Here is a 24,817-nt window from a genome sequence, read left to right as displayed (position 1 = left end):
TTCTCGTTCTGCGGTCCTGACGGGATTTGAACCCGCGGCCTCCACCTTGACAGGGTGGCGAGCACTCCAAACTGCTCCACAGGACCAGGTGCTGCGGCGCTTCCGTACTGCGTTGCGCTGCGAGAAGGACTCTACAGGAGGGTGAGCCACTGGTCGAACTCACCCTCCGTGCGCGGCTCCTCACGGCGCCAGCGCGTCGATGGCCTTCACGATCCGCTTGTCGGAGACGGGGTACGCCGTGCCCAGCGCGTGCGCGAAGTAGCTGACCCGCAGCTCCTCGATCATCCACCGGATGTCCAGGACCGCCCGGGGCACCGGCCGCCCGCGCGGCATCTGCTCCAGCAGCCACGCGTACTCGTCCCGCATCTCGTGGACCTTCTCCATCCGCGTGCTGTCCCGCTGGACGTTGGCCGGCATCTGCTGGAGCCGCCGGTCGACCGCGATCAGATACCGCATCAGGTCCGGCAGCCGCTTCAGTCCCGCCTCGGTCACGAAGCCGGGCCTCACGAGGCCGTCGAGCTGCTGGCGTACGTCCTGGAGGTTGGGCAGCAGCGCCGGGCTGCGCACGGCCTTCAGGCGGCGTTCGGCGGCCTGCCAGGCGGCCAGCACCTGCTGCACCTGGCCCACCGTGCGGACCGTCGTGTCGACGATCTCCGCGCGGACCTTGTCGTACAGCTTGCGGTAGGACTCCTCGTCCCAGGCCGGCCCGCCGAAGTCGGCGATCAGCCGGTCGGCGGCGGCCGTGGCGCAGTCGTCGAACAGCGCCTGGATGGAGCCGTGCGGATTCGCGGACAGGGCGAGCTTCTGCTGGTTGGTCAGCTTCTCGGACGCGAACTTCGCCGGACCGACCGGGATGTTGCGCAGGATCAGCCGCCGGGTGCCCGTCCACATCGCCTGCGCCTGCTCGGCCTCGGTGTCGAAGAGGCGTACCGAGACGGTGTCGCCGTCGTCCACCAGCGCCGGGTACGCCTTGACCGGCTGGCCGGCCCGGCGGGTCTCGAAGACGCGGGTGAGGGCGCCGATCGTCCAGTCGGTGAGCCCGGAGCGCTCCAGGGACTCCCCGCCCTGCCGCTCCGCCGTGGCCGCGGCGGCCTGCGACAGCGCCTTGCGGGCCTTGGGCTTGAGCCGGAGCTTCAGCGCCTCCAGGTCCTTGTCCTCGGCCAGCTTGCGGCGCCGCTCGTCGGTGATCCGGAAGGTGATCTTGAGGTGGTCGGGGACCTTCGACCAGTCGAAGTCCTCCGCCTCGAACGGCACGCCGACCATCCGCTTCAGCTCGCGCGCCATCGTCACCGTCAGCGGCTCCTGGAGGGGCACGGCCCGCTCCAGGAACGCCTTGGCGTAGTTCGGCGCCGGCACGTAGTGGCGGCGGATCGGCTTGGGCAGGGACCGGATCAGCTCGGTGACGACCTCCTCGCGCAGGCCCGGGATCTGCCAGTCGAAGCCCTCGTCGGTGACCTGGTTGAGGACCTGGAGCGGGATGTGCACGGTGACGCCGTCCGCGTCCGCGCCCGGTTCGAACTGGTAGGTGACCCGGAACTTGAGCGGTCCCTGCCGCCAGGAGTCCGGGTAGTCGTCCTTGGTGACCGCGCCCGCCTTCTCGTTGATGAGCATCTCGCGCTCGAAGTCGAGGAAGTCGGGCTGCTCGTGGCGCTTGTGCTTCCACCAGGAGTCGAAGTGCGCGCCGGAGACGACGTGTTCGGGGAGCCGCTGGTCGTAGAAGTCGAAGAGGGTCTCGTCGTCGACGAGGATGTCCCGGCGCCGGGCGCGGTGCTCCAGCTCCTCGACCTCGGTGAGCAGCCTGCGGTTGTCGGCGAAGAACTTGTGGTGGGTGCGCCAGTCGCCCTCCACCAGCGCGTTGCGGATGAACAGCTCGCGGCTGACCTCGGGGTCGATCCGGCCGTAGTTCACCTTGCGCTGGGCGACGATCGGCACGCCGTACAGCGTGACCTTCTCGTACGCCATCACGGCCGCCTGGTCCTTCTCCCAGTGCGGTTCGCTGTAGGTGCGCTTGAGGAGGTGGCCGGCGAGCGGCTCGACCCACTCCGGTTCGATCCTGGCGTTGACCCGGGCCCACAGCCGCGAGGTCTCCACCAGCTCGGCGGACATCACGAACCGCGGCGGCTTCTTGAACAGGGCCGAGCCGGGGAAGATCGCGAACTTGGCGTTGCGGGCGCCCAGGTACTCGTTCTTCGCGCCGTCCTTGACGTCCTTCATGCCGACGTGGGACAGCAGTCCGGCCAGCAGCGACTGGTGGACCCGGTCGCCGGGGGCGTCGTCCTCGTTGAGGTGGATGCCCATCTGCTTGGCGACCGTGCGCAACTGCGTGTAGATGTCCTGCCATTCGCGGATGCGCAGGAAGTTGAGGTACTCCTGCTTGCACATCCGGCGGAAGGCGGACGAGCCGCGCTCCTTCTGCTGCTCGCGCAGATAGCGCCAGAGGTTGAGGAAGGCCAGGAAGTCGCTGGTCTCGTCCCTGAAACGGGCGTGCTGCTGGTCGGCCTGGGTCTGCTTGTCGGCCGGGCGTTCGCGCGGGTCCTGGATGGACAGGGCGGCGGCTATGACCATGACCTCGCGGGCGCAGCCGTTCTTGGCGGCCTCCAGCACCATGCGGGCCAGCCGCGGGTCGACGGGCAACTGGGCGAGCTTGCGCCCGGTCTCGGTCAGCCGCTTGCGGGGGTCCTTCTGGGCCGGGTCGAGCGCGCCCAGTTCCTGGAGGAGCTGCACGCCGTCGCGGATGTTGCGGTGGTCCGGCGGGTCGATGAAGGGGAACTTCTCGATGTCGCCGAGGCCGGCCGCGGTCATCTGCAGGATGACGGAGGCCAGGTTGGTCCGCAGGATCTCGGCGTCGGTGAACTCCGGGCGGGACGCGAAGTCGTCCTCGGAGTACAGCCGGATGCAGATGCCGTCGGAGGTACGGCCGCAGCGGCCCTTGCGCTGGTTGGCGCTGGCCTGCGAGATCGGCTCGATGGGCAGCCGCTGGACCTTGGTGCGGTGGCTGTAGCGGGAGATCCGGGCGAAGCCGGGGTCGATGACGTACTTGATGCCGGGGACGGTCAGCGAGGTCTCGGCCACGTTGGTCGCCAGAACGATCCTGCGGCCGGTGTGCGGCTGGAAGACGCGGTGCTGCTCGGCGTGCGAGAGCCGCGCGTACAGCGGCAGTACCTCCGTGCTGTGCCAGTCAGCGCCTCCGGCGCGGGGGTACCTCTTCTTCTCCAGCGCGTCGGCGGTGTCCCGGATCTCGCGTTCCCCGGAGAGGAAGACGAGGATGTCGCCCTTGCCCTCGGCCATCAGCTCCTCGACGGCGTCGGTGATCGCCGTGATCTGGTCCCGGTCGGCGTCCTCGCCGTCCTCCTCCAGGAGTGGCCGGTAGCGCACCTCGACGGGGTACGTCCGGCCGCTGACCTCGACGATCGGGGCGTCGCCGAAGTGCCGGGAGAAGCGCTCGGGGTCGATGGTCGCCGAGGTGATGACGACCTTGAGGTCGGGCCGCTTGGGCAGCAACTGGGCGAGGTAGCCCAGCAGGAAGTCGATGTTGAGGGACCGCTCGTGGGCCTCGTCGATGATGATCGTGTCGTAGGCGCGCAGCTCGCGGTCGGTCTGGATCTCGGCGAGCAGAATGCCGTCCGTCATCAGCTTCACGAAGGTGGCGTCCGGGTTCACCTGGTCGGTGAACCGCACCTTCCAGCCGACGGCCTCGCCGAGCGGGCTGTCCAACTCGTCCGCGACCCGCTCGGCGACGGTGCGGGCGGCGATCCGCCGGGGCTGGGTGTGCCCGATCATGCCCCGGACCCCGCGGCCCAGGTCGAGGCAGATCTTGGGGATCTGCGTGGTCTTCCCGGACCCGGTCTCGCCGGCCACGATGACGACCTGGTGGTCGCGGATGGCGTCCGCGATCTCGTCCCGCTTCTGGCTGACGGGGAGTTGCTCGGGGTAGGTGACGGCGGGGACCCGGGCGCGGCGTTCGGCGGTGCGCTGGGCGGCCCGGTCGACCTCCGCCTCGATCTCGGCGAGGACGGCGGCGCGGGCCTCCGGCTTGCGGATCTTCCGGGCGCCCTCCAGCCTGCGCCCGAGCCGGTGCGCGTCACGCAGCGACAACTCGGTCAGACGGGGGGCGAGGGCGCCGAGGGTGGGGGCGGGATGCGTAGACATACGGGTTCCAGGATCTCATCCCGGTGAAAAACGTGGCTAACGCTTTTGCTCACACCCGCCGGCGTACGCCCTGACATGCAAGAACCCCCGCCGAGATCCTCGACGGGGGTTGTTGTGGCTGGGGCCGGGGTCGAACCGGCGACCTTTCGATTTTCAGTCGAACGCTCGTACCAACTGAGCTACCCAGCCGCGAGGTTTCACGTGAAACCTCAGCGGTCCTGACGGGATTTGAACCCGCGGCCTCCACCTTGACAGGGTGGCGAGCACTCCAAACTGCTCCACAGGACCAAGCGTGTGTACGACAGTGTCGCACACCGTACTGCGTGCCCCCAACGGGATTCGAACCCGTGCTACCGCCTTGAAAGGGCGGCGTCCTAGGCCGCTAGACGATGAGGGCTATCGGCCCGCCTGGGCGCTTCTCAGCGCGTCGGGGACGTGAGAAGCATATGGGATGGCGGGAGGGATCGCCAAAACGGTTTACGGAGTCCTTGTCGCGGGCCGGGTGGAGGGGCTCGGCGAGGTGCCGCCCGGGGACGGATCGGCGCCGGGCTGGTTCTCCTCCGGCAGATGCCGGCTGACCTCCGCCGTCGTCAGGCCGAGCCCGCCCAGCTCGATCTCGTCCCAGGCCTGGAGGTGCCGGGTGCCGCGGTCGAAGTAGAGGATCGACGCCTGGATCGGGTCGGGGTACTCGCCCTCGACCGCGCGCAGCCCGCTGCCGCCGGTGGAGCCCTCGACGCGCAGCCGGGTGCCGTACTTCATGACCTCCGTGTCCTCGTGGTGGACATGGCCGGCCAGCACCAGCGGCACCTCGCCGTCCACCTCCCGGGCGGCCGAGGGCTCATGGGCGACGGCGACGTCCACCGGGGTGCCGGCCGCGCGCTGGTCGCTCAGGGCGGAGGCCAGCCGGGCGCCGGCCAGTTCCTGGGACGCCTCGGCTCCGGGCCGCTGATCGCGGTCGGGGGTGAACTGGGGGTCGCCGATGCCCGCGAAGCGCAGGCCGGCCACCGTCCGGGCGGCGCCGTCGTCGAGGACGTGCACGTTCTTCAGGCGCTTCAGATAGCGCTGGGTCTCCATCGAGTCGTGGTTGCCGCGGACCCAGACGTACGGGGCGCCGAGGTCCTCGATCGGGTCCAGGAAGGCGTTCTCGGCGGCCGAGCCGTGGTCCATCGTGTCGCCGGAGTCGACGATCACGCTCACCTCGTACTGCTCCACCAGCGAGGCGATGATCTTCCAGCTCGCCGGGTTGAGGTGGATGTCCGACACGTGCAGCACCCGGATCGTGGACGGGTCCGGCCGGTAGGCGGGGAGCGTGGAGGTGACGTCGTACAGCTTGGTCACGTTCGTCACCAGGCGGGCAAGTTCCTTCTGGTAGACGTCGAACTCGGTGACGATGCTGCGGGCGTCGCCGACCAGGGAGGGCGCGGAGGAGAGCAGCCCGGAGAACTTGGGCTCCAGCACGGAGTCGGGCTTCCAGGTCGCGTACGCGGTGCCGCCCGAGGCGAGCAGCAGGGCCAGGGCGAGGCCGCCGGCGCCGAGGGCGCGGCGCGGCCGGCGGTAGACCGCGAGGCCGAGCGCGGTGGCGCCGACGACGACGGCGACGCCGGAGCGCACCGCCAGGTCCAGGGCGCCGCGGGCGACGTCGCCGGCCACCTCGTCCTGGAGGCCGGAGAGGCGCTCGGGGTGGTCGACCAGGGCCTGGGCGCGCTCGGGGTCGAGCTGGTCGACGTTGACGTCCAGCCGGACCGGCGCGACATGGCTGTCGAGGCGCAGGGCGCCCAGCGGCGAGATGTTGATCTTCGTGCCGCCGGTGACGGAGGGCCGCAGGGTCATCGTGGTGTCCATCGGGCCGACCGGCACCCGGACGTCGCCCACCACCAGCAGGCCCAGCCAGGCCCCGGACAGCACGACGGCGGTCAGACCCAGGGCGCGGGCCCAGGGGCTCGGCCGGGCGGCCGGTTCGACCGCCGCGGCGGTCCGGCGGGCCCGGCGGCGCCGGACGAGGCAGTGCGTGGTCTTCCGGGTGCGGTCGAGGACGTGCAGGACAGCGGTGGTGACGCGGGCCATTGGGCCCGTATGCCCAAGCCCGCCGGTGGATATGCGGGGGTCCCACGGCTCTCGCGGGGGTGTGCCGTACCCGACAATGGGCCTGTGCTGGAGATGACGCGCGAGGAGTTCGAGGAACTGGTCGCCGAGGCGCTGGACCGCATCCCGCCGGAGCTGACGCGGCTGATGGACAACGTCGCGGTGTTCGTGGAGGACGAGCCGCCGGCCGACGATCCCGAGCTGCTCGGGCTCTACGAGGGGACGCCGCTGACCGAGCGCGGGGAGTGGTACGCGGGGGTGCTGCCGGACCGGATCACCGTCTACCGGGGGCCGACCCTGCGCATGTGCGCCACGCGCGAGGACGCCGTCGCGGAGACCGAGGTGACCGTGGTCCACGAGATCGCCCACCACTTCGGCATCGACGACGCGCGGCTGCACGCCCTCGGGTACGGATGACCGGGCGCGTGTCCTCCCGGCGGCGGCGGGAGTTGGGTACGACGACTCCCTGACGCCCCGGAGGTGGCTGCCCGTGCGCCCCTTGTACGTACCCGTCCGTCTGGCCGCCGCGGCCATGGCGGTGGCCGCCGCCTCCGGTTGCATGAGCGTCGGCGACGACGGTCCGGGCGGGGGCGGACGACCCTCGCACTCCGCGGCGGAGTCCGGCGCCGGGGCACCCGACGGCGGCACGGCGACGGTGGGCGGCGGCACCGGGGTCGGGGCGGCGGCCTCCGACGGCCGGCCCGGTCGTGGCAAGGGGAAGAAGGGCGGCGGCAAGGGCCGGGACGAGCGGCGCGAGAAGGCGGACGGGGACGGCACGGGCCCCTCGGACTCCCCGTCCAGGACCGGGCAGGCGACCAGCGGCAAGGGCGGGGACCCGGCCGGGCCGACGCCGCCGCGGACCGCCGCCCCCGAGCCGAGCCGTACGGTCGTGCCCGAGCCGACGCCGACCAGGGAGCCGCCCCCCTCGCCGACGCCGGAACCGACCGTGGCCGAGCCGTCCTCCTCGGCGCACGAGCCGCCGGGGCCGCAACTGGAGCAGCGGGAACCGGCGCCGAGGGCGGGCGCACCGGTCTGATCCGGTGATCCGGTGAGTCGGTCCGGTGATCCGGTGAGTCGGGGGCGTCCGGGGGCCTCCCGGGCCTGGTCCGGGGGTCTCCCGGGCTAGGTCCGGGGGTCTCCGTGGCGTTGGTCCGGCGGTGTTCCGGGTGCCTGGTCCGGGGGTCTTCGGGGCGTTGGTCCGGCGGCCTCCCGGGGGCCTGATCCGGCGGTCTCCGGGACCGTGTTCCGGCGGTCTCCGGGACCCGGTTTGCGTTCCGGGGGCAGAGGTGCGTATGCTGGCAGATCGTTTGACCCCATTTGCCCGGCGCCAACGCAGAGCGCGCCGTGTGGCGCGTACTCTCTCCCTTGCCGTGGTGGACCGCATAGAGGCGGTCGTATTGCGAATCGCGAATCACGGAGTTGACGGGCGCGTGCCGACGAGAGACTCCGGAAGGTTTCGCATTCGTATGTCCATCATCAGTACTGATCACGTCGTCGTGCCCGAGAACGCCGAGGGCACCGCTGACGCCGTCGAGGCTCCCGAGGCCCCCGAGACGTCCTTCACGGACCTCGGTCTGCCCGAGGGCGTCGTGCGCAAGCTCGCGCAGAACGGCGTGACCAGCCCCTTCCCGATCCAGGCCGCGACCATCCCGGACGCCCTGGCCGGCAAGGACATCCTCGGCCGCGGCCGCACCGGCTCCGGCAAGACCCTCTCCTTCGGTCTGCCGACCCTGGCCACGCTGGCCGGCGGCCGCACCGAGAAGCACAAGCCGCGGGCCGTCATCCTGACCCCCACCCGTGAGCTGGCCATGCAGGTCGCCGACGCGCTCCAGCCGTACGGCGACGTCCTCGGCCTGAAGATGAAGGTCGTCTGCGGCGGCACCTCCATGGGCAACCAGATCTACGCCCTGGAGAAGGGCGTCGACGTGCTGGTCGCCACCCCGGGCCGGCTGCGCGACATCATCAACCGCGGCGCCTGCTCCCTGGAGAACGTCGAGATCACCGTCCTCGACGAGGCCGACCAGATGTCCGACCTGGGCTTCCTGCCCGAGGTCACCGAGCTGCTCGACCAGGTCCCGGCGGGCGGTCAGCGGATGCTCTTCTCCGCCACCATGGAGAACGAGATCAAGACCCTCGTCGACCGGTACCTGAAGAACCCGGCCACCCACGAGGTCGACGCGGCGCAGGGCGCGGTGACGACCATGTCGCACCACATCCTGATCGTGAAGCCCAAGGACAAGGCGCCGGTCACCGCGGCCATCGCCTCCCGCAAGGGCCGCACCATCATCTTCGTCCGCACCCAGCTCGGCGCCGACCGCGTCGCCGACCAGCTCCGCGAGGCCGGGGTCAAGGCCGAGGCGCTGCACGGCGGCATGACCCAGGGCGCCCGCACCCGGACGCTGGCCGACTTCAAGGACGGCTACGTCAACTGCCTGGTCGCCACCGACGTCGCCGCCCGCGGCATCCACGTCGACGGCATCGACCTGGTCCTCAACGTGGACCCGGCCGGCGACCACAAGGACTACCTGCACCGGGCCGGCCGTACCGCCCGCGCGGGCCGCACCGGCACCGTCGTCTCCCTCTCCCTGCCGCACCAGCGGCGCCAGATCTTCCGGCTGATGGAGGACGCGGGCGTCGACGCCGGCCGGCACATCATCCAGGGCGGCGCGGCCTTCGACCCGGAGGTCGCCGAGATCACCGGCGCCCGGTCCATGACCGAGGTGCAGGCCGAGTCGGCGGGCAACGCCGCCCAGCAGGCCGAGCGCGAGGTCGCCCAGCTCACCAAGGAGCTGGAGCGCGCCCAGCGGCGTGCGGGCGAGCTGCGCGAAGAGGCGGACCGGCTGGTCGCCAGGGCCGCCCGCGAGCGGGGCGAGGACCCGATCGTGGCGCTCGCCGAGGCCACCGTCGCCGCGTCCGAGGCCGTCGAGGTGTCGGTGCCGGAGCAGCCGGTGGCGCGGGACGTCGAGCGGGTGGAGCGCCCCGAGCGCCCCGAGCGGACCGAGCGTCCGGAGGGTGGCTCCGCGCCGTACGAGCGGCGTGAGCGCCGGGACGACCGGGGCGGCTTCCGCCGCGACGACCGGGGTGACCGGGGTGACCGTGGCGGGCGTTCGTTCGAGCGCCGGGACGACCGGGGCGGCTTCAACCGCGACCGGGACCGTGGCTTCGAGCGCCGGGACGACCGTGGCGGCGACCGGGGCGGCTTCCGCCGCAACGACCGTGACGACCGGGGCGGGCGCCCCGAGCAGCGGCGCGACGACCGGGGCGGCTTCCGCCGCAACGACCGTGACGACCGCGGTGGTTTCCGCCGCGACGACCGGGGTGACCGCGGTGACCGTGGCGGCCGTCCGTTCGAGCGCCGGGACGACCGGGGCGGCTTCCGCCGCGACGACCGGACCGACCGCACCGACCGTGGCGGTGAGCGCGGCGGCGACCGCGGTGGCCGTCCGTTCGAGCGCCGGGACGACCGCGGTGGCTTCCGCCGCGACGACCGCACCGGTCACCGGGGCAGCGACCGTCCGTTCAACCGCGACCGCCAGGGCGACCGTCCCGGCTTCCGCTCGGGCGGCGGCGACCGTCCGTACGGCCGCCGTGACGACCACCGCGGTACGTCGTCCTTCGGCCGCCGCGAGGACAAGCCGCGCTGGAAGCGCAACGGCTGACCTCTAGCCGGCAGCCAGTAGCGAGCGCCGTGGCCCCCACCGAACCGGGTGGGGGCCACGGCGTTTCCGTGTGACGTGTGTCATGTCCCAGTGGTGGGCATCGCTGGGGACATGACAGAAGACGCCCGAGCGAGCGCGCCGACGACGGACGAGGAACGCCTGGCCCAGCTCGGCTACACCCAGGTCCTGGCCCGCCGTATGTCGGCGTTCTCCAACTACGCGGTCTCCTTCACGATCATCTCGGTCCTGTCCGGCTGCATGACCCTCTATCTGTTCGGGATGAACACCGGCGGCCCCGCCGTGATCACCTGGGGCTGGGTCGCCGTCGGCCTGATGACGCTGGTCGTCGGCCTCGCGATGGCTGAGATCTGCTCGGCGTACCCGACCTCGGCGGGCCTGTACTTCTGGGCCCACCGCCTCGCGCCCCCGCGTACGGCGGCGGCCTGGGCGTGGTTCACGGGGTGGTTCAACGTGCTCGGGCAGGTCGCCGTGACCGCCGGCATCGACTTCGGCGCGGCGTCCTTCCTCGGCGCCTACCTGAACCTCCAGTTCGGCTTCGGGATCACGCCCGGCCGCACGATCCTGCTCTTCGCCGCCATCCTGCTGCTGCACGGTCTGCTCAACACCTTCGGCGTGCGCATCGTGGGCCTGCTGAACAGCGTCAGCGTGTGGTGGCACGTGGCCGGCGTCCTGGTCATCGTCGGCGCGCTGACCTTCGCGCCCGACCGCCACCGGCCGGCGTCGTTCGTCTTCGGCGAGTTCGTCAACAACACGGGCTGGTCCAGCGGCCCGTACGTCGTCCTGCTCGGCCTGCTCATGGCCCAGTACACCTTCACCGGCTACGACGCCTCCGCCCATATGACGGAGGAGACCCGGGACGCCGCGACGGCCGGTCCGAAGGGCATCGTCCGCTCCATCTGGACCTCCTGGATCGCCGGCTTCGTCCTCCTGCTGGGCTTCACCTTCGCCATCCAGTCCTACCGGGGCGCCCTGGACTCCCCGACCGGCGCCCCGCCCGCGCAGATCCTCCTGGACGCCCTGGGAGCGACGGCGGGCAAACTGCTCCTCTTGGTGATCATCGGAGCGCAGCTCTTCTGCGGCCTGGCCTCCGTCACCGCCAACAGCCGCATGATCTACGCCTTCTCCCGCGACGGCGCGCTGCCCTTCTCCCACGTGTGGCACACGGTCGACCCGCGCACCCGCACCCCGGTCGCCGCGGTCTGGCTGGCCGCACTCGCCGCCCTCGCCCTCGGCCTGCCGTACCTCATCAACGTCACGGCGTACGCCGCGGTGACCTCGATCGCCGTCATCGGCCTCTACATCGCGTACGTCGTCCCGACCCTGCTGCGGGTCCGCAAGGGCGCCGCCTTCGAACGCGGCCCGTGGCACCTGGGCCGCTGGTCCCAGCCGATCGGCGTCCTGGCGGTCGCCTGGGTCCTGGTGATCACCGTCCTCTTCATGCTGCCCCAGGTCTCCCCGGTGACCTGGGAAACCTTCAACTACGCCCCGGTCGCCGTCCTGGTCGTTCTCGGCTTCGCGGCGACCTGGTGGCTGGCCTCGGCCCGCCACTGGTTCCTCAACCCCGACCACGAACGCACCCGCGCCCGCACGGCGGCCCACGCGAACGCCCCCGAGCCGGTCGACCCCTGACACCTCGTACCCTCGACATGGCCGTGCCCCCGGATACCCGATCGGAGATGCGGCCACGTGGGGCTATGCTCGGGTTGGCAACATCGCCTGGGCCCTTAGCTCAATTGGCAGAGCAGTGGACTTTTAATCCATTGGTTGTGGGTTCGAGTCCCACAGGGCCTACGGAAGCGCCCCCAGCTCAGAGGTACTTCGAGCTGGGGGCGTGCTCGTTCTCGACCCCCCATGGCCGGCGGCTCGGTCATTGCCCAGACGGGACGCAGGTGATCAGGTAATGGGGAGAGCTTCTGAGCCGTCGCTCTGGAGACGTCATCGGCGTGCCGCGCCTGCGGGGGCTAGTGGGCGTTCTCCCGGTGGCGTGGGCACTGGCACGGCGGCCACGCCGACGCGAAATGGAACGGGTCGAGAGGCGTTTGCGCGGTGACGCGCACCTCGGGTCGCTGCTCGATCACGCGGCCGTCGCGGATGCGGGTGACGCGCATCGTCATCAGCCGCACCGGCTCCGCGGTCACCGGCCGTCCCCGTGGGCGCTGCGCCGGTGCCGGGCGAGGAGAACGCGTTCGTCGGTCGCGCGGGAGTGGTCGCGCTCTCTCACGGCCTGCGCGGCGGACGCTTCGTGGCGCGCGCAGGTGGCGCATTGGGGGGCTGCCGGGGTGGGTGCGGGTGTTTTAGGCTCGCGCACGTCGAATCCATTCAGTCGGCCATGCCCCGGGGCCGTTCACGCGGTCGTCCGGGACGCTGTCCGGTTATGGAATCGCCGTGCTACACAGAGTGACAGGGATGAGGCGTCCCAGTTTTACGACGCTATTCGCTGACTCCCAGGAACTGCGCCAACGGTCCGAGGCCGGGCGGGTGATGGGGGAGTGCCCACAGGTCACGCACGATCGCTACGGCCAAGGTGTGGTGCCGCATCCAGGTCGGCGCCACACGGCGCAGGGATTCCAGGGTCTTGACCGCCCCGGCCGCGTCCCCGATGTCCGTATGAGCACGGGCGACGTCGAGCAGCAGCCACGTCCGCCAGGACGGAGGGGTGTCCTTGCTGAGCCGCATACCCTTGGCGAGCGCCAAGGCGGCGTGCGGGTGGCCGTACTGGACAGCGAGCCGAACGCGCTCGATACGGACCGACGAAGGACTGAACACGCTCACCATGCGGTTGTCGCCCCCGTCCGGAAGCGTCGAGACGCACGCGGCCTCCTTCTCCGCGGTTTCCATCATCGCCGCCGCCCGGTCGTAGTCGCCGCTGCGTGCGGCCGACGTGGCAGCACTCATGGTGAGGGCACCCCAGACCTTCAGCCCGTCGGCCGTGCCGACGTGGCCCGCTGTGACCATGTCGGCGGCGGCACGGAGAGCGACGTGCAAGGCGTCCGCCAGACGTCCCTGCCGCTGGTAGGTCCATGCCATGGAGTTGACGATCATCGGTAGCAGCAGGGGGTCAGAGGACTGCTTCGCGGCGTCTATCGCCCGCTCCAGGCTCGTCAGCGCGAGGTCCGTCTTGCCCATCCGTACCGCGACGTGCCCGGCCAGTTGGAGGGCTTTGCCCAGGGCCCCGAAACCGGCACGACGATCGGGCTCCGCACCCCATGCTGTGGCAGTGCGCGCGTCGGAGATCAAGTCGGGCAGAGCCTTCATCACGGCGTCGAACTCGGCGGCGTGGTACTGCGTCCAGCCGTCGGCGATCTGCTCGCGAAGCTTGTGCAGGGTGAAGTCCGGCCCAGGCGGCTCCGGGGCCGCCTCCCAGAGCACGGGCATGATGGCCCGGCGCACGGCCACGAAGCGTGGCCCGTCGTTCTCGCCGGTCGAGGAGACCGCCGGCGGGTCACCCAGGAGCGTGGTCAGCTCCACGCCCAGTCCGTTGGCCAGGGCGTGCAGCGTAGGAAGCCGCGCTGAATGCTTGCGGCGTTGCTCAAGCTGGCGGATCACGTCGACGGATACGCCGGAACGGGCGGCCAGTTCTTCCTGGGTCAGGCAGGCCAGCCGGCGCAGGCGTCGCAGAGTGCGCCCGAGGTCGTCTTTTGCCACGCTGTCACGGTACGCCGCCGAAGCGGTGGGGGAGCCGGCCCGTCAACGGTACGCGGGCGCCCCGGCCGGTTCCGTCCGGGCGGGGCGCTCTGCCGTTCGCCGGCCGGGTGGGGTGGTCACCGGCGGAGGAACTCCAACAGGTCCGCGTTGAACCGCTCCTTGTCGCCCGGCACCATCGCGATGCCGTGGGAGCCGCCCTCGTACACCTTCAGTTCGGCGTCGCGGATGATCTCCGCGGACTTGCGGCCCGTGGCGTCGATCGGGACCACCTGGTCGTCGTCGCCGTGCACGACGAGGGTGGGGATGTCGAACTTGCGCAGGTCGTCCGTGAAGTCCGTGTAGCCGAACGCGTCCACACAGCGCACGCCGCCCTCGATGGTCTGTGCCATCGCCATGTACCAGAAGGCGTCCTTGTTGCCCTGCGTGACCTTGTCGCCCGCCCGGTCGGCGGAGAAGAACCCCACCGCCGTGTCCTTCCAGAACTGCGAGCGCTCGTGGACGATGCCGGCCTTGATCGAGTCGAAGACCTCGTCCGGGACGCCCTCGGGGTTGCTGTCCGACTTGATCATCACTGGTGGGATGGCGGACAGCAGTACCGCCGAGCGCAGCCGCACGGTGCCGTGCCGGCCGATGTAGCGGGCCAGCTCGCCGCCGCCCATGGAGTGCGCGACCAGGGTGACGTCCCGCAGGTCGAGGTAGGCGAGCAGGTCGTTCAGGTCGTCGGCGAAGGTGTCGAAGTCGTAGCCGTCCCAGACGGGCGTGGAGCGGCCGTGTCCCCGGCGGTCGTGGGCGATGCCGCGGAAACCCGCGTCGGCCACGGCCTTGAGCTGGTCCTGCCAGGCGTCGCCGTTGAGCGGCCAGCCGTGGATGAACACCACCGGGCGGCCCTCGCCCCAGTCCTTGTAGAAGATGTCGACGCCGTCACGGGTCGTGCAGACAGGCATGATCAACCTTTCGCTGGTGGTCCGCCCCGCTCCTGCGAGCAGGATCGCCCACCGGCCCGGGAGCCACCATTCGGAGTGTCACTCTCGGTAGCACCATGACGCCTGGCTTCTCCGGCTGCCGAAGGGCCTGAAACGGGTTTTGCAGCTTGCAGGGTCCTGGCCGACGAGGTCGGGCAGTGTTCCGGTGCCCGACGTGTCAGCGGCGCCGACGTCGGTGTCGCTCTCGTCCGTACCGGTGCCTGTCTCCTCGTGTCTCGGCGGAGGTGATCGGGTCCCGCTCAGCCGGGCCGTCAGGCGTGCTCGGTCGCGGGCGAGGATGTGAGGACGACCTCCAAGTGTCCCGAGCGCCAGGCGCACAGCCCCCACCCGGCGGGAAGCTGGAGGCTGAACAGGGCGAAGATGCCTGTCACGAACGCGCTGTCGATCGGCGCCTCGTCTCCTGCCGCCCACGCGGCGAGGGCCGCGCACACCAGCAGCACGACGGTGTAGAGGACACCGTCGGTCACGATCACGCGCCAGCGCGGAAGCGGCTGGAGGAAGCGGCGGGCGAGGGCCAAGGCCACGGTGGCTGCGGCCGGGAAGGCCAACCCCCAGGGGTCCGTCCTGTATCCGGCACCCGGTGACGATGCTCGACCGGCATCAGCCCTCCGCCGCATAGCAACGCGGTGTCCTGCACCCGTGCCGCACCAGGTTCGGGTGCAGGCCCGGCCGGATCAGTTGGATTCGACGCACCGCTCCGTCTGCTGGATGGGGGCGATGAGGGCCGACAGGTCGATGAGGGCGGCGTCGAGCGTGTCCATGGGGCGGGCGAAGGTGACTTCCGTGGCCGGCGCGCGACCGTAGCTGATGATCACCTTTTTGGTCCGGTCGGACCGAGCGCTGTCGATGACCCAGTCGATGCCGTCCACGGCGAAGCACGGGTCGGTGGTGGGCCCGAGTCCGGGTATGCCGCAGCGCAGGACGATGTCGCGGTCTCCCCAGACGACGACACCGGGCGAGCCGGTGCTGTGACGGGGCTGTCCCGCCAGTTCGCCGGGGGCGCTCCCGGTGATGCGACGGCACTGGGCATCGCCGGCCTCGGCACCGGGCCGGATCTCGTACCCGGGGCCCTTGGTGACGAAGAAGGCGACCGTCGCGGCGGCGACGAGGGCAATGGCTACGAGGGAAAGGGAGACGCGCTTGCTCGGCAGGTTCAACGGTTCGTCTTCCCGGCGGTACGGCAATGGGGACCGACCGACACGTTATGGCATGGAGTGAGGCGGGTCATGCGAGGGGACTGTGCGGTGTCCTTTGAGGCAATGCCCCTTTGGTCACCTCCCCAACAGACCTGATGGACACGGGGTTTCCTGACTAGGTTCGGGGCCGCCCGATCTCTTCGATCTGTCATGGAGGGGGAACCCGATGCGCAATGCAGCCGGCTCGCTCGTGGTGGCCGCGGTCGCCACGGCGTCGATGACCGCTTTCTCCGCGCCGGCCCAGGCGGCGCCCCAGGCGAAGGACCCGTACGCCCACACCCGGCTCGAGCGGGTATGGGCGCCGGGGCGGTGCCTGTCGATGGGCGGCAGCAAGAAGAACAACGCGCGCCTTGTCCTGGCGAAGTGCGCCAAGAGCGACAAGACGCAGCGCTGGACGCTGAAGCGGCTCTTCAGCGACAAATCCTGGTTCGCCATCAAGAACGACAAGTCGGGTAAGTGCCTGGCTGTGGGTGCCAAAAACCGACTGGTGCAGCAGACCTGCAACACCAAGTCGAAGAGTCACCAGTGGGGGCTGGGCGGATCGAAGATCCACAGCCGGGCGAAGGGCAAGGCCGTCGCCTCGAATTCGACGAAGGCGGGTTCGCACCCGTACCTGGAGAAGAGCGGCAGCTCGGACAAGGCGCGCGTCCGTCAGGAGTGGGGCCTGTCCTGACCTCCCAGGTCTCCCGCGTCGAAGCGAAGGGGCGCACTCGAACCGGTGTGGCCCTCCCCGCGTGGGGGACCGGGGTGTGCGGGTGACATGCTCACCGGTCATGAAGACGTTACGGGTCTCAAGTGCCGCCGTCCTTCTGCTCGCTGTGCTGGTGGGCTGCTCGGCGGCACCGCTGCCCGAGGACGAGGACGAGGGCGGGGGCGAGGGCCGTGCGGCCGTGCCGCTGAAGTCGTACGCGCCGGACGAGCGGGTCGCGATGCCGGAGCTGGCCGGGGAGAGCGTGGACGGGGAGCGGGTCAGTCTGCGGGGGCTGCGGGGGAAGGTCGTGGTGGTCAACGCGTGGGCGTCCTGGTGCGGTCCGTGCCGCGCCGAGGCGCCGGGGCTGTCGCGGGTGCACGAGGAGCTGTACGACAAGGGCCTGCGGGTGATGGGGGTGAACGCGGACACCTCCGTCGGCGCGGCGCGCGCCTTCGAAAAGGAAACGCAACTGGCGTACCCGAGCCTGCACGACCCGCGGGGCCGGCAGCTTCTCAAGCTGCCGAAGGGCCTGGTCAATCTCGCCGCGTACCCGTTCACGATCGTGGTCGACCCGCGGGGGCGGATCGCGGCGGCGCGGATCGGGGCGGTCGGGGAGGCGGAGCTGAAACGGGTCGTCGTGCCGTTGCTGCCGTCCTGAGGTGGCGTGCCGTCGGTCTCGTAGCGTGGGTCTGCCCGTCCGTTCGAGCGACCGGAGACTTCGATGCCCCTGCCGTACGTCCTGCTGTCCGCCGCCGTGTCCCTCGACGGGTATCTGGACGACACCGGCCCCGAGCGGCTGCTGCTGTCCAGCCCGGCCGACTTCGAGCGGGTCGACGAGGTGCGGGCGGGGGCGGACGCGATTCTCGTGGGGGCGGGGACGATCCGGGCCGACGATCCGCGGCTGCTGGTGAAGTCGGCCGGGCGGCGGGCCGCGCGGGTGGCCCGGGGGCGGTCGGAGTATCCGCTGAAGGTGGCCGTCAGCGGGTCGGGGGAGCTGGACCCGGGGGCCGCCTTCTGGCACACCGGGGGCGAGAAGGTGCTGCTCACCACCCACGCGGGCGCCGCGCGGGCCCGTGCGCTCGGGGTCGGCGCCGAGGTCGTGGCGCTCGGGGACACGGTCGAGTGGCGGGCGGCGCTGGAGCATCTGCACGGCCGGTGGGGTGTGCGGCGGCTGATGGTGGAGGGGGGCGGGAGCGTGCATACGCAACTGCTGCGGGAAGGGCTCGCCGATGAGCTTCAGCTCGTGCTCGCGCCGCTGCTGGTCGGCCGGCCGGAGGCGCCCCGGCTGTTCGGGCCGGGGACGTATCAGCGGGGGCGGCTGCGGCTGGTGGAGGCGCGGCGGATCGAGGACGTGGTGCTGACGCGGTACCTGCCCACCGCGCCCGGCACCGGCGCGGACGTGTCCGCCGCCGACCGGCACTGGCTCGCCCTCGCCTGCGAGCTGGCGCAACTGTGCCCGCCGTCCGGGACCGCGTTCAGCGTCGGGGCGGTCGTGGTCGCCGCCGACGGGAGCGAGCTGGCGCGCGGGCACTCCCGGGAGGGCGGGGACGCGGTCGTGCACGCCGAGGAGGCCGCCCTCGCCAAGGTCGACCCGGCCGACCCCCGGCTCGCGGCCGCGACCGTGTACTCCAGCCTCGAACCCTGTGCCCGCCGCGCCTCCCGGCCCGCGCCCTGCGCCCGGCTCGTCCTCGACGCGGGGGTCCGCAGGGTCGTCACGGCGTGGCGGGAGCCGGACACCTTCGTGGCCGGCGCCGACGGCAGCGGGCTGCTGCGCGCCGCCGGTGCCGAGGTCCTCGTCCTGCCCGGGTACGAGGAGCGGGCCAAGGCGCCCAACCGCCACCTGCTCGGCTGACGGGGCCGATCGGCCCAACCCCGCCTGCGCGGCGGCCCCGGCCGGGTCACGCTGCCAGTGAGCCGGCCGGAGGACACGCGGAGGTGGCCATGAGGGCAGTGGGCGGACGGGTGGCGGCGCTGGTGGCGGCGGCCCTGGTGGCGGGGACGGTCGCCTCGTGCGGGCAGGAGGCGGGGGACCGGGCCTCGGTACGGGCGCTGCCCGACGACGCCGAGTTCACCCACCCCGGCGTGCTCGTCAGCGCGGCCCAACTGGACACCGTGCGGAAGAACACCACCGCCGGGCGCCAGCCCTGGCTCTCGGCGTACCTGGCCATGCGGGACAGCGCGTACGGGTCGTACCGGTACCGCGCCCGGCCCTTCCGGACCGTCTTCTGTCCCGCGGGGGACGCGGCCGGGCGGGGGTGCGCGCAGGAGCGGGCGGACGCCATCGCCGCCTATACGCAGGCGCTGCTGTTCGGGGTCACCGGCAAGCGGCATCATGCCGAGAAGGCCCGGGAGATCATGGACGCCTGGTCGGCGCGGCTCACCGGGCACACCGGGGAGAACGCCGGGCTCCAGGCCGGGTGGACGGCCTCCTCCTGGGCGCGGGCCGCGGAGCTGATCCGGCACACGCCGGGCGGGGGATGGCCGAAGGAGCGGGTGCGGCGGTTCGAGAAGATGCTGCGCACCGCCCATCTGCCGAGGGTGACCAGGAAGGCCCCCGACTTCAACGGGAACTGGGACCTGATCACCGCCGACGGGGCGATCTCCGCCGCCGTGTTCCTCGACGACCACAAGACGTTCAACCTCGCCCTGAAGCGGTTCCGGGAGCGGGTGCCCGCCTACTTCTACCTGGAGAAGGACGGCAAGCTGCCGCTCACCCCGGCCGGCAGCAGCATCGACACGCCGAAGCGGCTCACCGCGTACTGGTTCAAGCAGGCCACCTACAAGGACGGCGTCACCCAGGAGACCTGCCGGAACTTCGCGCACGTCGGCTACTCGATCGCCGCCACCGCGCACATCGCCGAGACCGCCTGGCACCAGGGCGTCGACCTGTACGGCGGCGGGGTCCAGGAGCGGCTGCGGGCCGCGCTGGAGCTGCACGCCGCCCAGCAGGCGTCCGCGAAGGCCGCGCCCGCGTGGCTGTGCGGCGGGAAGGTCGAGCGGAACCTGGGGCCCGATCTGGAGGTCGCCCTCAACCATCTGGAGAACCGGCGCGGGGTGTCCGTCCCCGCCGCGCACCGGCTCGCCGCCGCCACCCGCCCGGCCGGCACCGACGACCTGTTCGTGTCCTGGGAGACCCTGACCCACGCCGAGAACCCGGGCCACTGAGAACCGATGTGCCGACCACCCCGGACATGACGTACACTGGTGACACAACGACGCGGGGTGGAGCAGCTCGGTAGCTCGCTGGGCTCATAACCCAGAGGTCGCAGGTTCAAATCCTGTCCCCGCTACTGAAGACCGAAGGCCGGGACCCGAAAGGGTCCCGGCCTTCGGTGCGTCCCGGCACCGTGCCCGCGCCCGTCACCCGTCCGGCCCCGCACCGCTCGCCCTCCGCCCCCGCTGCGGAAACCCTGGACGGACGGGACGGGAAGCGGCGCGACGGCATGGGTGGCGGGAGACGAGTGGTGCGGCCTGGTGACGTGGACGAGGGGCCGTACGCGCGGGCCGGCGGCCGGCTGCCCGGCGACCCGGTGCCCGACCCGGGGCTCGGCGACTCCATGGCCCTGCCGTCCAGGAGCCGGCGGTCCTCCTGCGGCCGCGTCCTCGTACGCCTGCTGCCCGTGCTGCTGATCGCCGTCGCCGTCGTGTACGACTGCCTCACCCCGCGCTACTTCACCGCGGGCCCCCTCTACACCGCCGCGCCCCTGGTCGCCGCGCCGCTGTACTCCCGGCGCGGCACCCTGCTCACCGGGATCGCCGTCGTCGTCGCCGTGCTCGCGCTCCAGTTCAGCTACGGCGTCGCCCACTACGCCGACTCCATCACCGAGCTGGTGACCATCGCGACGGTCGCCGGGCTCGCCGTCTTCGTCAACTCCTTCGTCCGCCGCACCGGCGAACGGCTCGCCTCCGCCCGCGAGATCGCCGAGGCCGCCCAGCGCGCGGTGCTGCCCGAGCCCGCCGAACGGATCGGCGGCTTCGAGATCGCCGCCTGCTACGAGGCGGCGCAGGCCGACGCCTTCATCGGCGGCGACCTGTACGCCGTGCAGGACAGCCCGTACGGCATCCGGCTCGTCGTCGGCGACGTGCGCGGCAAGGGCATGGGCGCGGTCGCCGCCGTCGCCGTGGTGATCGGGGCGTTCCGGGAGGCCGCCGAGCAGGAGTCGACGCTGGAGGCGGTCGCCCAGAAGCTGGAACGGGCGCTGGCCCGCGAGGGCACCCGGCGCGAGGGGCTGGACGCCTTCGAGGGCTTCACCACCGCCGTCCTCGCCGAACTCCCGCACGGCGACGGCACCGTCCGGATCGTCAACCGAGGCCACCCGCCGCCCCTGCTGCTGTACGCCGACGGCACCCTGGACGCGCTGGCCGCCCGGGAGGCCGCGCTGCCGCTCGGCATGGGTGAACTCGGCGTCTGGCCCGACCGGGCCGAGGAGGCCGCGTTCCCCGGCGGGGCCACGCTGCTGCTCTACACCGACGGCGTGACCGAGGCCCGGGACGCGCGGGGCGTGTTCTACGACCCCGAGGCACGGCTGGCCGGCCGCGCCTTCCGGCACCCCGCCGACCTCCTCGACGCGCTCGCCGAGGACGTACGGCGGCACTCCGGGGGCGGCATGGCCGACGACATGGCGCTGCTCGCCGTGCGACGGCCGTGACCCCGGTCACGGTCGGTGACGGCGCGACCGCCGTCCGCATAACAACTGATGAACCGTCAGGCCGGGCGGGAGTGGTGATCGGGGGTCAGGTCGCCCTGGTTTCGCCGTCGGTACGGCCTTGGTCCGTGTCGGAATCGTTAATGATCAAGAGGAACAGCTTGGAATACGAGCCCCGGGTCTATTAACGTTCGATAACGCAGCGCGGTCGTCCCAGCCGTCACAGAAGGCGGCTCCGCGCGCACGCGCCGAATCCCGCGAGGGAACCGGGGAACCACCACCTTGGGGTGAATCGGGCGTATACGGCTGTGGCCCACACGGCACGTATACGCGCGTAGGAGACCTTCCCGCTCCGAACCCGTCAGCTAACCCGGTAGGCGGAGACGGAAGGAAAGGAGCACGCCCACGTGGCGTCCAACCGGCCTGCCCCCGAGGCCCCGTTCGTGCCGACCCAGCGGAGTACCGAGACCTTCGGCTACGGCGACTTCCGCACCGATGACGGCCCGTTCGACGGTCCGTTCGACGGCCCCCTCGACGGTCCTCTCCGCTCGGCCGAGGAGTGGAACCCCACCGCGGACTCCCTGCGCCCCGTGCGCGGCCGGCACCGCGTCGCCAAGCAGCGCGGCGGGCTCGCCCGCAGCTCCACCGTCCTCGGCGTCGGTGTCATAGCCGCCGTCGGCGCCGGCGGCATGGCCAGCGCGCAGACCGGCAAGGCGCCGGTGTCGATCTCCATGCCGGACCTGCCGAACGTCGCCTCCCTCATCTCCGACGACGAGGGGAAGCAGGCCGCCGCGGCGACGGCCGCGCCGCTCAGCAGCGTCGGCGTCGCCACCGCCGACAACGGGCAGGGCACCACCGCCGGCGAGGCGCTGCGCGCCCGGATCATGGCCCAGGCCGAGCAGCAGCAGGACCAGGTCGAGAGCAAGGCCGCCGCCGAAGCCGCCGCCGAAGCCGAGAAGAAGGCCGCGGCAGCGGTCGCCGAGGCGGAGAAGAAGGCCGCGGCCGAGGCCGCCGCCGCCAAGAAGAAGGCGGCGGAAGAGGCCGCGAAGAAGGCCGAGGCCGAACGGCTCGCCGCGCTGGCCGAGCAGTACGCGCTGCCGACCTCCTCGTACACCATCACCTCCACCTTCGGGCAGGCCGGCCCCTACTGGTCCTCCGGCCACCACACCGGCCTCGACTTCGCCGCGCCCACCGGCACGCTGATCAAGGCCGTGCACACCGGGACCATCACCGAGGCCGGCTGGGCCGGGTCCTACGGCTACCGCACGATCCTCACCCTCGACGACGGCACCGAGATCTGGTTCTGCCACCAGTCCTCGATCAGCGTCGGCGTCGGCCAGAAGGTCAGCACCGGCGACGTCATCGGCCGCGTCGGCGCCACCGGCAACGTCACCGGCGCCCACCTCCACATGGAGGTCCACCCCGGCGGTGCCGACTCCGGCATCGACCCGATGGCCTGGTTCCGGAGCAAGGGCCTCACCCCCTGACCCGAGGTCACGGACGGTACGAGGCGTACGGCTGGTACGGGGCGTACGGCTGGTACGGGTGGTACCGCACCGGCTGCCCGTAGGCCCCGTGCACCGGCCAGGGCGGCGCGGTCACCGGCACCGGCGGGGCCGTGGCGCGGGCCGCGTGGTCCAGCGCCGGACGGGCGATCCCGCGCCGGTGCCACAGCTCCAGCAGCAGCTCCCGCTCCCGTACGGCGAAGTCGGCGCCCGCCCGGCCGCGCCGGGCCCGGTGCCGCAGGAACGCCAGCGAGGTCGCGTACGCCTCGTACTGGGCGACCGTCCGCGCCGCCGCCCGCCCGGCGTACCGGCGGGCGTACCCGCGGGCGATGCGCCGCGCCCGCATCGACCCCAGCGCGTACGGCTCGGTGGGGCCCAGCCAGTCGGCCGCCGCGTAGACGGGCAACTCCTCGCGCACGGTGACCAGCTCGCGCTGCCGGGTCCAGACGGCGAGCCAGGTCAGCAGCGCGAACGCGGGCACCATGAACGTCGCGTACACCGCGAGGAAGCCGTACTGGCCGAGGGACGAGGAGCTGTTCCACAGGGCGTGCGTGCCCATCGCGAGCAGCAGGCCGGTGAGCGGCAGCAGCACCCGCAGCGGCCCCCGGCCGCCGGGGCGCAGCGCCACGAGGCCGAAGCCGATGCCGGTGAGCACCGTGAACAGCGGGTGCGCGAACGGCGACATGACGACGCGGACGAAGAAGGTCGCCGCGGTGACGGAGGCGATGCCGGTGTCGCCGGTGAGCTGGTCGGTGCCGAAGGCGTTGCCCAGGTAGAGGATGTTCTCGGTGAACGCGAAGCCGGTCGCGGTCACGCCCGCTATCACCACTCCGTCGAGGATTCCCGTGAAGTCCCGTCCCCGGAAGAGGAAGACCAGCAGCACGGCCGCGGCCTTGGCGGACTCCTCCACGACCGGCGCTATCACGGTGGCGCCCAGGGTGTCGGCGGAGGCCGGGTCGGCGGTGGCCGTGGCGATCCAGCGGGTGGCGAAGCTGTTGGCGACGATCGCTATCAGGGCCGCCGCGCAGGCGCCCCAGGCGAAGGAGAACACCAGGTTCCGCCAGGGGCCGGGCGCCACCCGGTCCAGCCAGCGGAAGGCGGCCAGCAGCAGCGGCACCGGCAGCACGGCCAGCCCCAGGCCGACCAGGAAGCCCTGGGTGCCGGTCTGCTCGCGCACCAGGGCGAGGATCACCAGCCCGGACAGGGCGAGCAGGGTGGTCAGGGCGCCGTACCGCACCCAGGGGCGCTGCCACCAGTGCGGACGCGCGCCGCGGGGCGGGTCGCCGGGGGGTCCGCCGGGGGGTGCGGGACAGGGGGGAGTGACCACGGCATCGATCCTGACGAGACGGGGGCGCCGCCCGGGGCTTCAGGCGCCGGTGGGGGGCTGGTCCTGGTGTCGATGATCCACCGGGTGGGGTACGCGGCGGAAGAGCAGGTCGTTCACCACATGTCCCTTCTCCAGTCCCTGGCCCTCGAAACGGGTCCGCGGACGGTACGCGGGACGCGGTGCGAAACCTCCTTCCGGCCGGGTGTTCTCGAACGCGGGGTGCGCGGTGAGGACGTCCAGCATCTGCTCGGCGTACGGCTCCCAGTCGGTCGCGCAGTGCACCAGCGCGCCCGGCGCGAGCCGGGTGGCGGCCAGTGTCAGGAACTCGGGCTGGATCAGGCGGCGCTTGTGGTGCCGCTTCTTCGGCCAGGGGTCGGGGAAGTAGACCCGCAGCCCGGCCAGGGAGTCGGGGGCGAGCATCTCGCGCAGCAGGATGATCGCGTCGCCGTTGCCCACCCGGACGTTGTCCAGGCCCGCGCGGTCGGCGAGCGCCAGCAGATTGCCCTGGCCGGGGGTGTGCACGTCCACGGCGAGGATGTTGGTGCCGGGGTCGGCGGCGGCCATCTCGGCGGTGGCCTCGCCCATGCCGAAGCCGATCTCCAGCACCACCGGGCGGTCGTTGCCGAACAGCTCGGCGAGGTCCAGGACCCGCTGTCCGTCGATGTCCAGTCCCCAGGCCGGCCACAGCCTGCGCAGGGCGTCCGCCTGGCCGGCGGTCACCCGGCTGCGCCGGGGCTGGAAGCTGCGGATGCGCCGCTCGAAGTGGGAACCGGCGGGATCGGGCGCGGGCCCGTCGGGGAAGCGCGGCTCGCCCTTGGGACGGGGGGACCGGGCGGGCCCGGGGGACCCGGCGGACGCGGCGGACGCGGCGGACTGGGGAGTGGGGTGCGGGTGCTCAGACACGATGCGTCCG

At 72.0% G+C, this 24,817-nt stretch carries 19 protein-coding genes, 6 tRNA genes and 1 riboswitch; of the genes, 12 read left to right on the top strand and 13 right to left on the bottom strand.

Going from position 1 to position 24,817, the window contains the following annotated elements:
• Positions 1–11: 11 nt before the first annotated feature.
• The 6 genes from ACFY32_RS27360 to ACFY32_RS27335 form a co-directional block, all read right to left on the bottom strand.
• Positions 12–86: transfer RNA gene (locus tag ACFY32_RS27360), tRNA-Asp, on the bottom strand.
• A 94-nt stretch (positions 87–180) separates the two neighbouring features.
• Entirely contained in the window at positions 181–4,149 is a 3,969-nt protein-coding gene (gene hrpA, locus ACFY32_RS27355; RefSeq protein ID WP_390675554.1) for an ATP-dependent RNA helicase HrpA, read from the bottom strand.
• 115 nt (positions 4,150–4,264) lie between these two features.
• Positions 4,265–4,338 (bottom strand) — tRNA-Phe (locus ACFY32_RS27350).
• Positions 4,339–4,362: 24 nt separating this feature from the next.
• Positions 4,363–4,437, bottom strand: a tRNA-Asp gene (locus ACFY32_RS27345).
• A 36-nt stretch (positions 4,438–4,473) separates the two neighbouring features.
• Positions 4,474–4,546: transfer RNA gene (locus ACFY32_RS27340), tRNA-Glu, on the bottom strand.
• Positions 4,547–4,626: 80 nt separating this feature from the next.
• Positions 4,627–6,213, bottom strand: coding sequence for a metallophosphoesterase (locus tag ACFY32_RS27335; RefSeq protein WP_390675553.1), 1,587 nt, complete (start codon positions 6,211–6,213; stop codon positions 4,627–4,629).
• An 84-nt stretch (positions 6,214–6,297) separates the two neighbouring features.
• Between ACFY32_RS27335 and ACFY32_RS27330 the strand changes: the two genes are divergently transcribed.
• The 5 genes from ACFY32_RS27330 (at position 6,298) to ACFY32_RS27310 (ending at position 11,702) form a co-directional block, all read left to right on the top strand.
• Positions 6,298–6,648: a metallopeptidase family protein gene (locus ACFY32_RS27330; protein WP_390675552.1), complete on the top strand. Its 351-nt coding sequence runs from the start codon at positions 6,298–6,300 to the stop codon at positions 6,646–6,648.
• Positions 6,649–6,721: 73 nt separating this feature from the next.
• On the top strand, positions 6,722–7,267 hold the full coding sequence (locus ACFY32_RS27325) for a hypothetical protein (protein WP_359190800.1): 546 nt from the start codon (positions 6,722–6,724) through the stop codon (positions 7,265–7,267).
• 430 nt (positions 7,268–7,697) lie between these two features.
• Positions 7,698–9,890 (top strand): DEAD/DEAH box helicase, encoded by a 2,193-nt coding sequence (locus ACFY32_RS27320; RefSeq protein WP_390675551.1) that lies wholly within the window; start codon positions 7,698–7,700, stop codon positions 9,888–9,890.
• A 111-nt stretch (positions 9,891–10,001) separates the two neighbouring features.
• Positions 10,002–11,540, top strand: a complete 1,539-nt coding sequence (locus tag ACFY32_RS27315) for an amino acid permease (protein WP_390675550.1) — start codon at positions 10,002–10,004, stop codon at positions 11,538–11,540.
• Between the two features lie 89 nt (positions 11,541–11,629).
• Positions 11,630–11,702, top strand: a tRNA-Lys gene (locus tag ACFY32_RS27310).
• 170 nt (positions 11,703–11,872) lie between these two features.
• Here the strand turns inward: ACFY32_RS27310 and ACFY32_RS27305 are convergent.
• The 5 genes from ACFY32_RS27305 to ACFY32_RS27285 form a co-directional block, all read right to left on the bottom strand.
• A complete protein-coding gene (locus ACFY32_RS27305) occupies positions 11,873–12,049 on the bottom strand; it encodes a hypothetical protein (RefSeq protein WP_359190808.1) in 177 nt (58 codons plus the stop codon).
• A gap of 292 nt (positions 12,050–12,341) precedes the next feature.
• Positions 12,342–13,556: a helix-turn-helix domain-containing protein gene (locus ACFY32_RS27300; protein WP_390675549.1), complete on the bottom strand. Its 1,215-nt coding sequence runs from the start codon at positions 13,554–13,556 to the stop codon at positions 12,342–12,344.
• Positions 13,557–13,672: 116 nt separating this feature from the next.
• On the bottom strand, positions 13,673–14,500 hold the full coding sequence (locus tag ACFY32_RS27295; RefSeq protein ID WP_359190813.1) for an alpha/beta hydrolase: 828 nt from the start codon (positions 14,498–14,500) through the stop codon (positions 13,673–13,675).
• A 290-nt stretch (positions 14,501–14,790) separates the two neighbouring features.
• The gene (locus tag ACFY32_RS27290) at positions 14,791–15,063 is read right to left on the bottom strand and encodes a hypothetical protein (protein ID WP_390675548.1); all 273 of its coding nucleotides are present in this window, start codon (positions 15,061–15,063) and stop codon (positions 14,791–14,793) included.
• 150 nt (positions 15,064–15,213) lie between these two features.
• Positions 15,214–15,696 carry a DUF3515 family protein gene (locus tag ACFY32_RS27285; RefSeq protein ID WP_359190824.1) on the bottom strand — a complete coding sequence of 161 codons (483 nt, stop codon included), beginning with the start codon at positions 15,694–15,696 and terminating at the stop codon, positions 15,214–15,216.
• Between the two features lie 205 nt (positions 15,697–15,901).
• On the opposite strand from ACFY32_RS27285, the gene ACFY32_RS27280 reads away from it, so the two are divergent.
• The 7 genes from ACFY32_RS27280 to ACFY32_RS27250 all read left to right on the top strand — a co-directional run bounded on the left by ACFY32_RS27280 (position 15,902) and on the right by ACFY32_RS27250 (position 22,559).
• Positions 15,902–16,408, top strand: a complete 507-nt coding sequence (locus ACFY32_RS27280; RefSeq protein ID WP_390675547.1) for an RICIN domain-containing protein — start codon at positions 15,902–15,904, stop codon at positions 16,406–16,408.
• A gap of 100 nt (positions 16,409–16,508) precedes the next feature.
• Complete coding sequence (locus ACFY32_RS27275; RefSeq protein WP_390675546.1) at positions 16,509–17,084, top strand: TlpA family protein disulfide reductase; 576 nt, start codon at positions 16,509–16,511, stop codon at positions 17,082–17,084.
• A gap of 63 nt (positions 17,085–17,147) precedes the next feature.
• Positions 17,148–18,278, top strand: coding sequence for a dihydrofolate reductase family protein (locus ACFY32_RS27270; protein ID WP_390675545.1), 1,131 nt, complete (start codon positions 17,148–17,150; stop codon positions 18,276–18,278).
• 89 nt (positions 18,279–18,367) lie between these two features.
• Complete coding sequence (locus tag ACFY32_RS27265; RefSeq protein ID WP_359190836.1) at positions 18,368–19,591, top strand: alginate lyase family protein; 1,224 nt, start codon at positions 18,368–18,370, stop codon at positions 19,589–19,591.
• 51 nt (positions 19,592–19,642) lie between these two features.
• Positions 19,643–19,716 (top strand) — tRNA-Met (locus ACFY32_RS27260).
• 174 nt (positions 19,717–19,890) lie between these two features.
• Positions 19,891–21,075, top strand: a complete 1,185-nt coding sequence (locus tag ACFY32_RS27255; protein WP_359190839.1) for a PP2C family protein-serine/threonine phosphatase — start codon at positions 19,891–19,893, stop codon at positions 21,073–21,075.
• Positions 21,076–21,308: 233 nt separating this feature from the next.
• Positions 21,309–21,467, top strand: a riboswitch (cyclic di-AMP (ydaO/yuaA leader).
• 12 nt (positions 21,468–21,479) lie between these two features.
• Positions 21,480–22,559 (top strand): M23 family metallopeptidase, encoded by a 1,080-nt coding sequence (locus tag ACFY32_RS27250; protein ID WP_390675544.1) that lies wholly within the window; start codon positions 21,480–21,482, stop codon positions 22,557–22,559.
• 7 nt (positions 22,560–22,566) lie between these two features.
• Here ACFY32_RS27250 and ACFY32_RS27245 read toward each other — a convergent pair whose 3' ends face one another.
• Both ACFY32_RS27245 and trmB read right to left on the bottom strand, forming a co-directional pair.
• The gene (locus ACFY32_RS27245) at positions 22,567–23,904 is read right to left on the bottom strand and encodes a PrsW family intramembrane metalloprotease (protein ID WP_390675543.1); all 1,338 of its coding nucleotides are present in this window, start codon (positions 23,902–23,904) and stop codon (positions 22,567–22,569) included.
• 39 nt (positions 23,905–23,943) lie between these two features.
• Positions 23,944–24,807 (bottom strand): tRNA (guanosine(46)-N7)-methyltransferase TrmB, encoded by an 864-nt coding sequence (gene trmB / locus ACFY32_RS27240; protein ID WP_390675542.1) that lies wholly within the window; start codon positions 24,805–24,807, stop codon positions 23,944–23,946.
• Positions 24,808–24,817: the final 10 nt, after the last annotated feature.

It is taken from the genome of Streptomyces sp. NPDC000134, assembly GCF_042899225.1.
Taxonomy (GTDB): Bacteria; Actinomycetota; Actinomycetes; order Streptomycetales; family Streptomycetaceae; genus Streptomyces.
The sequence above is the reverse complement of the archived record's forward strand: the minus strand, read 5'-3'. Positions and strand labels throughout refer to the sequence as shown.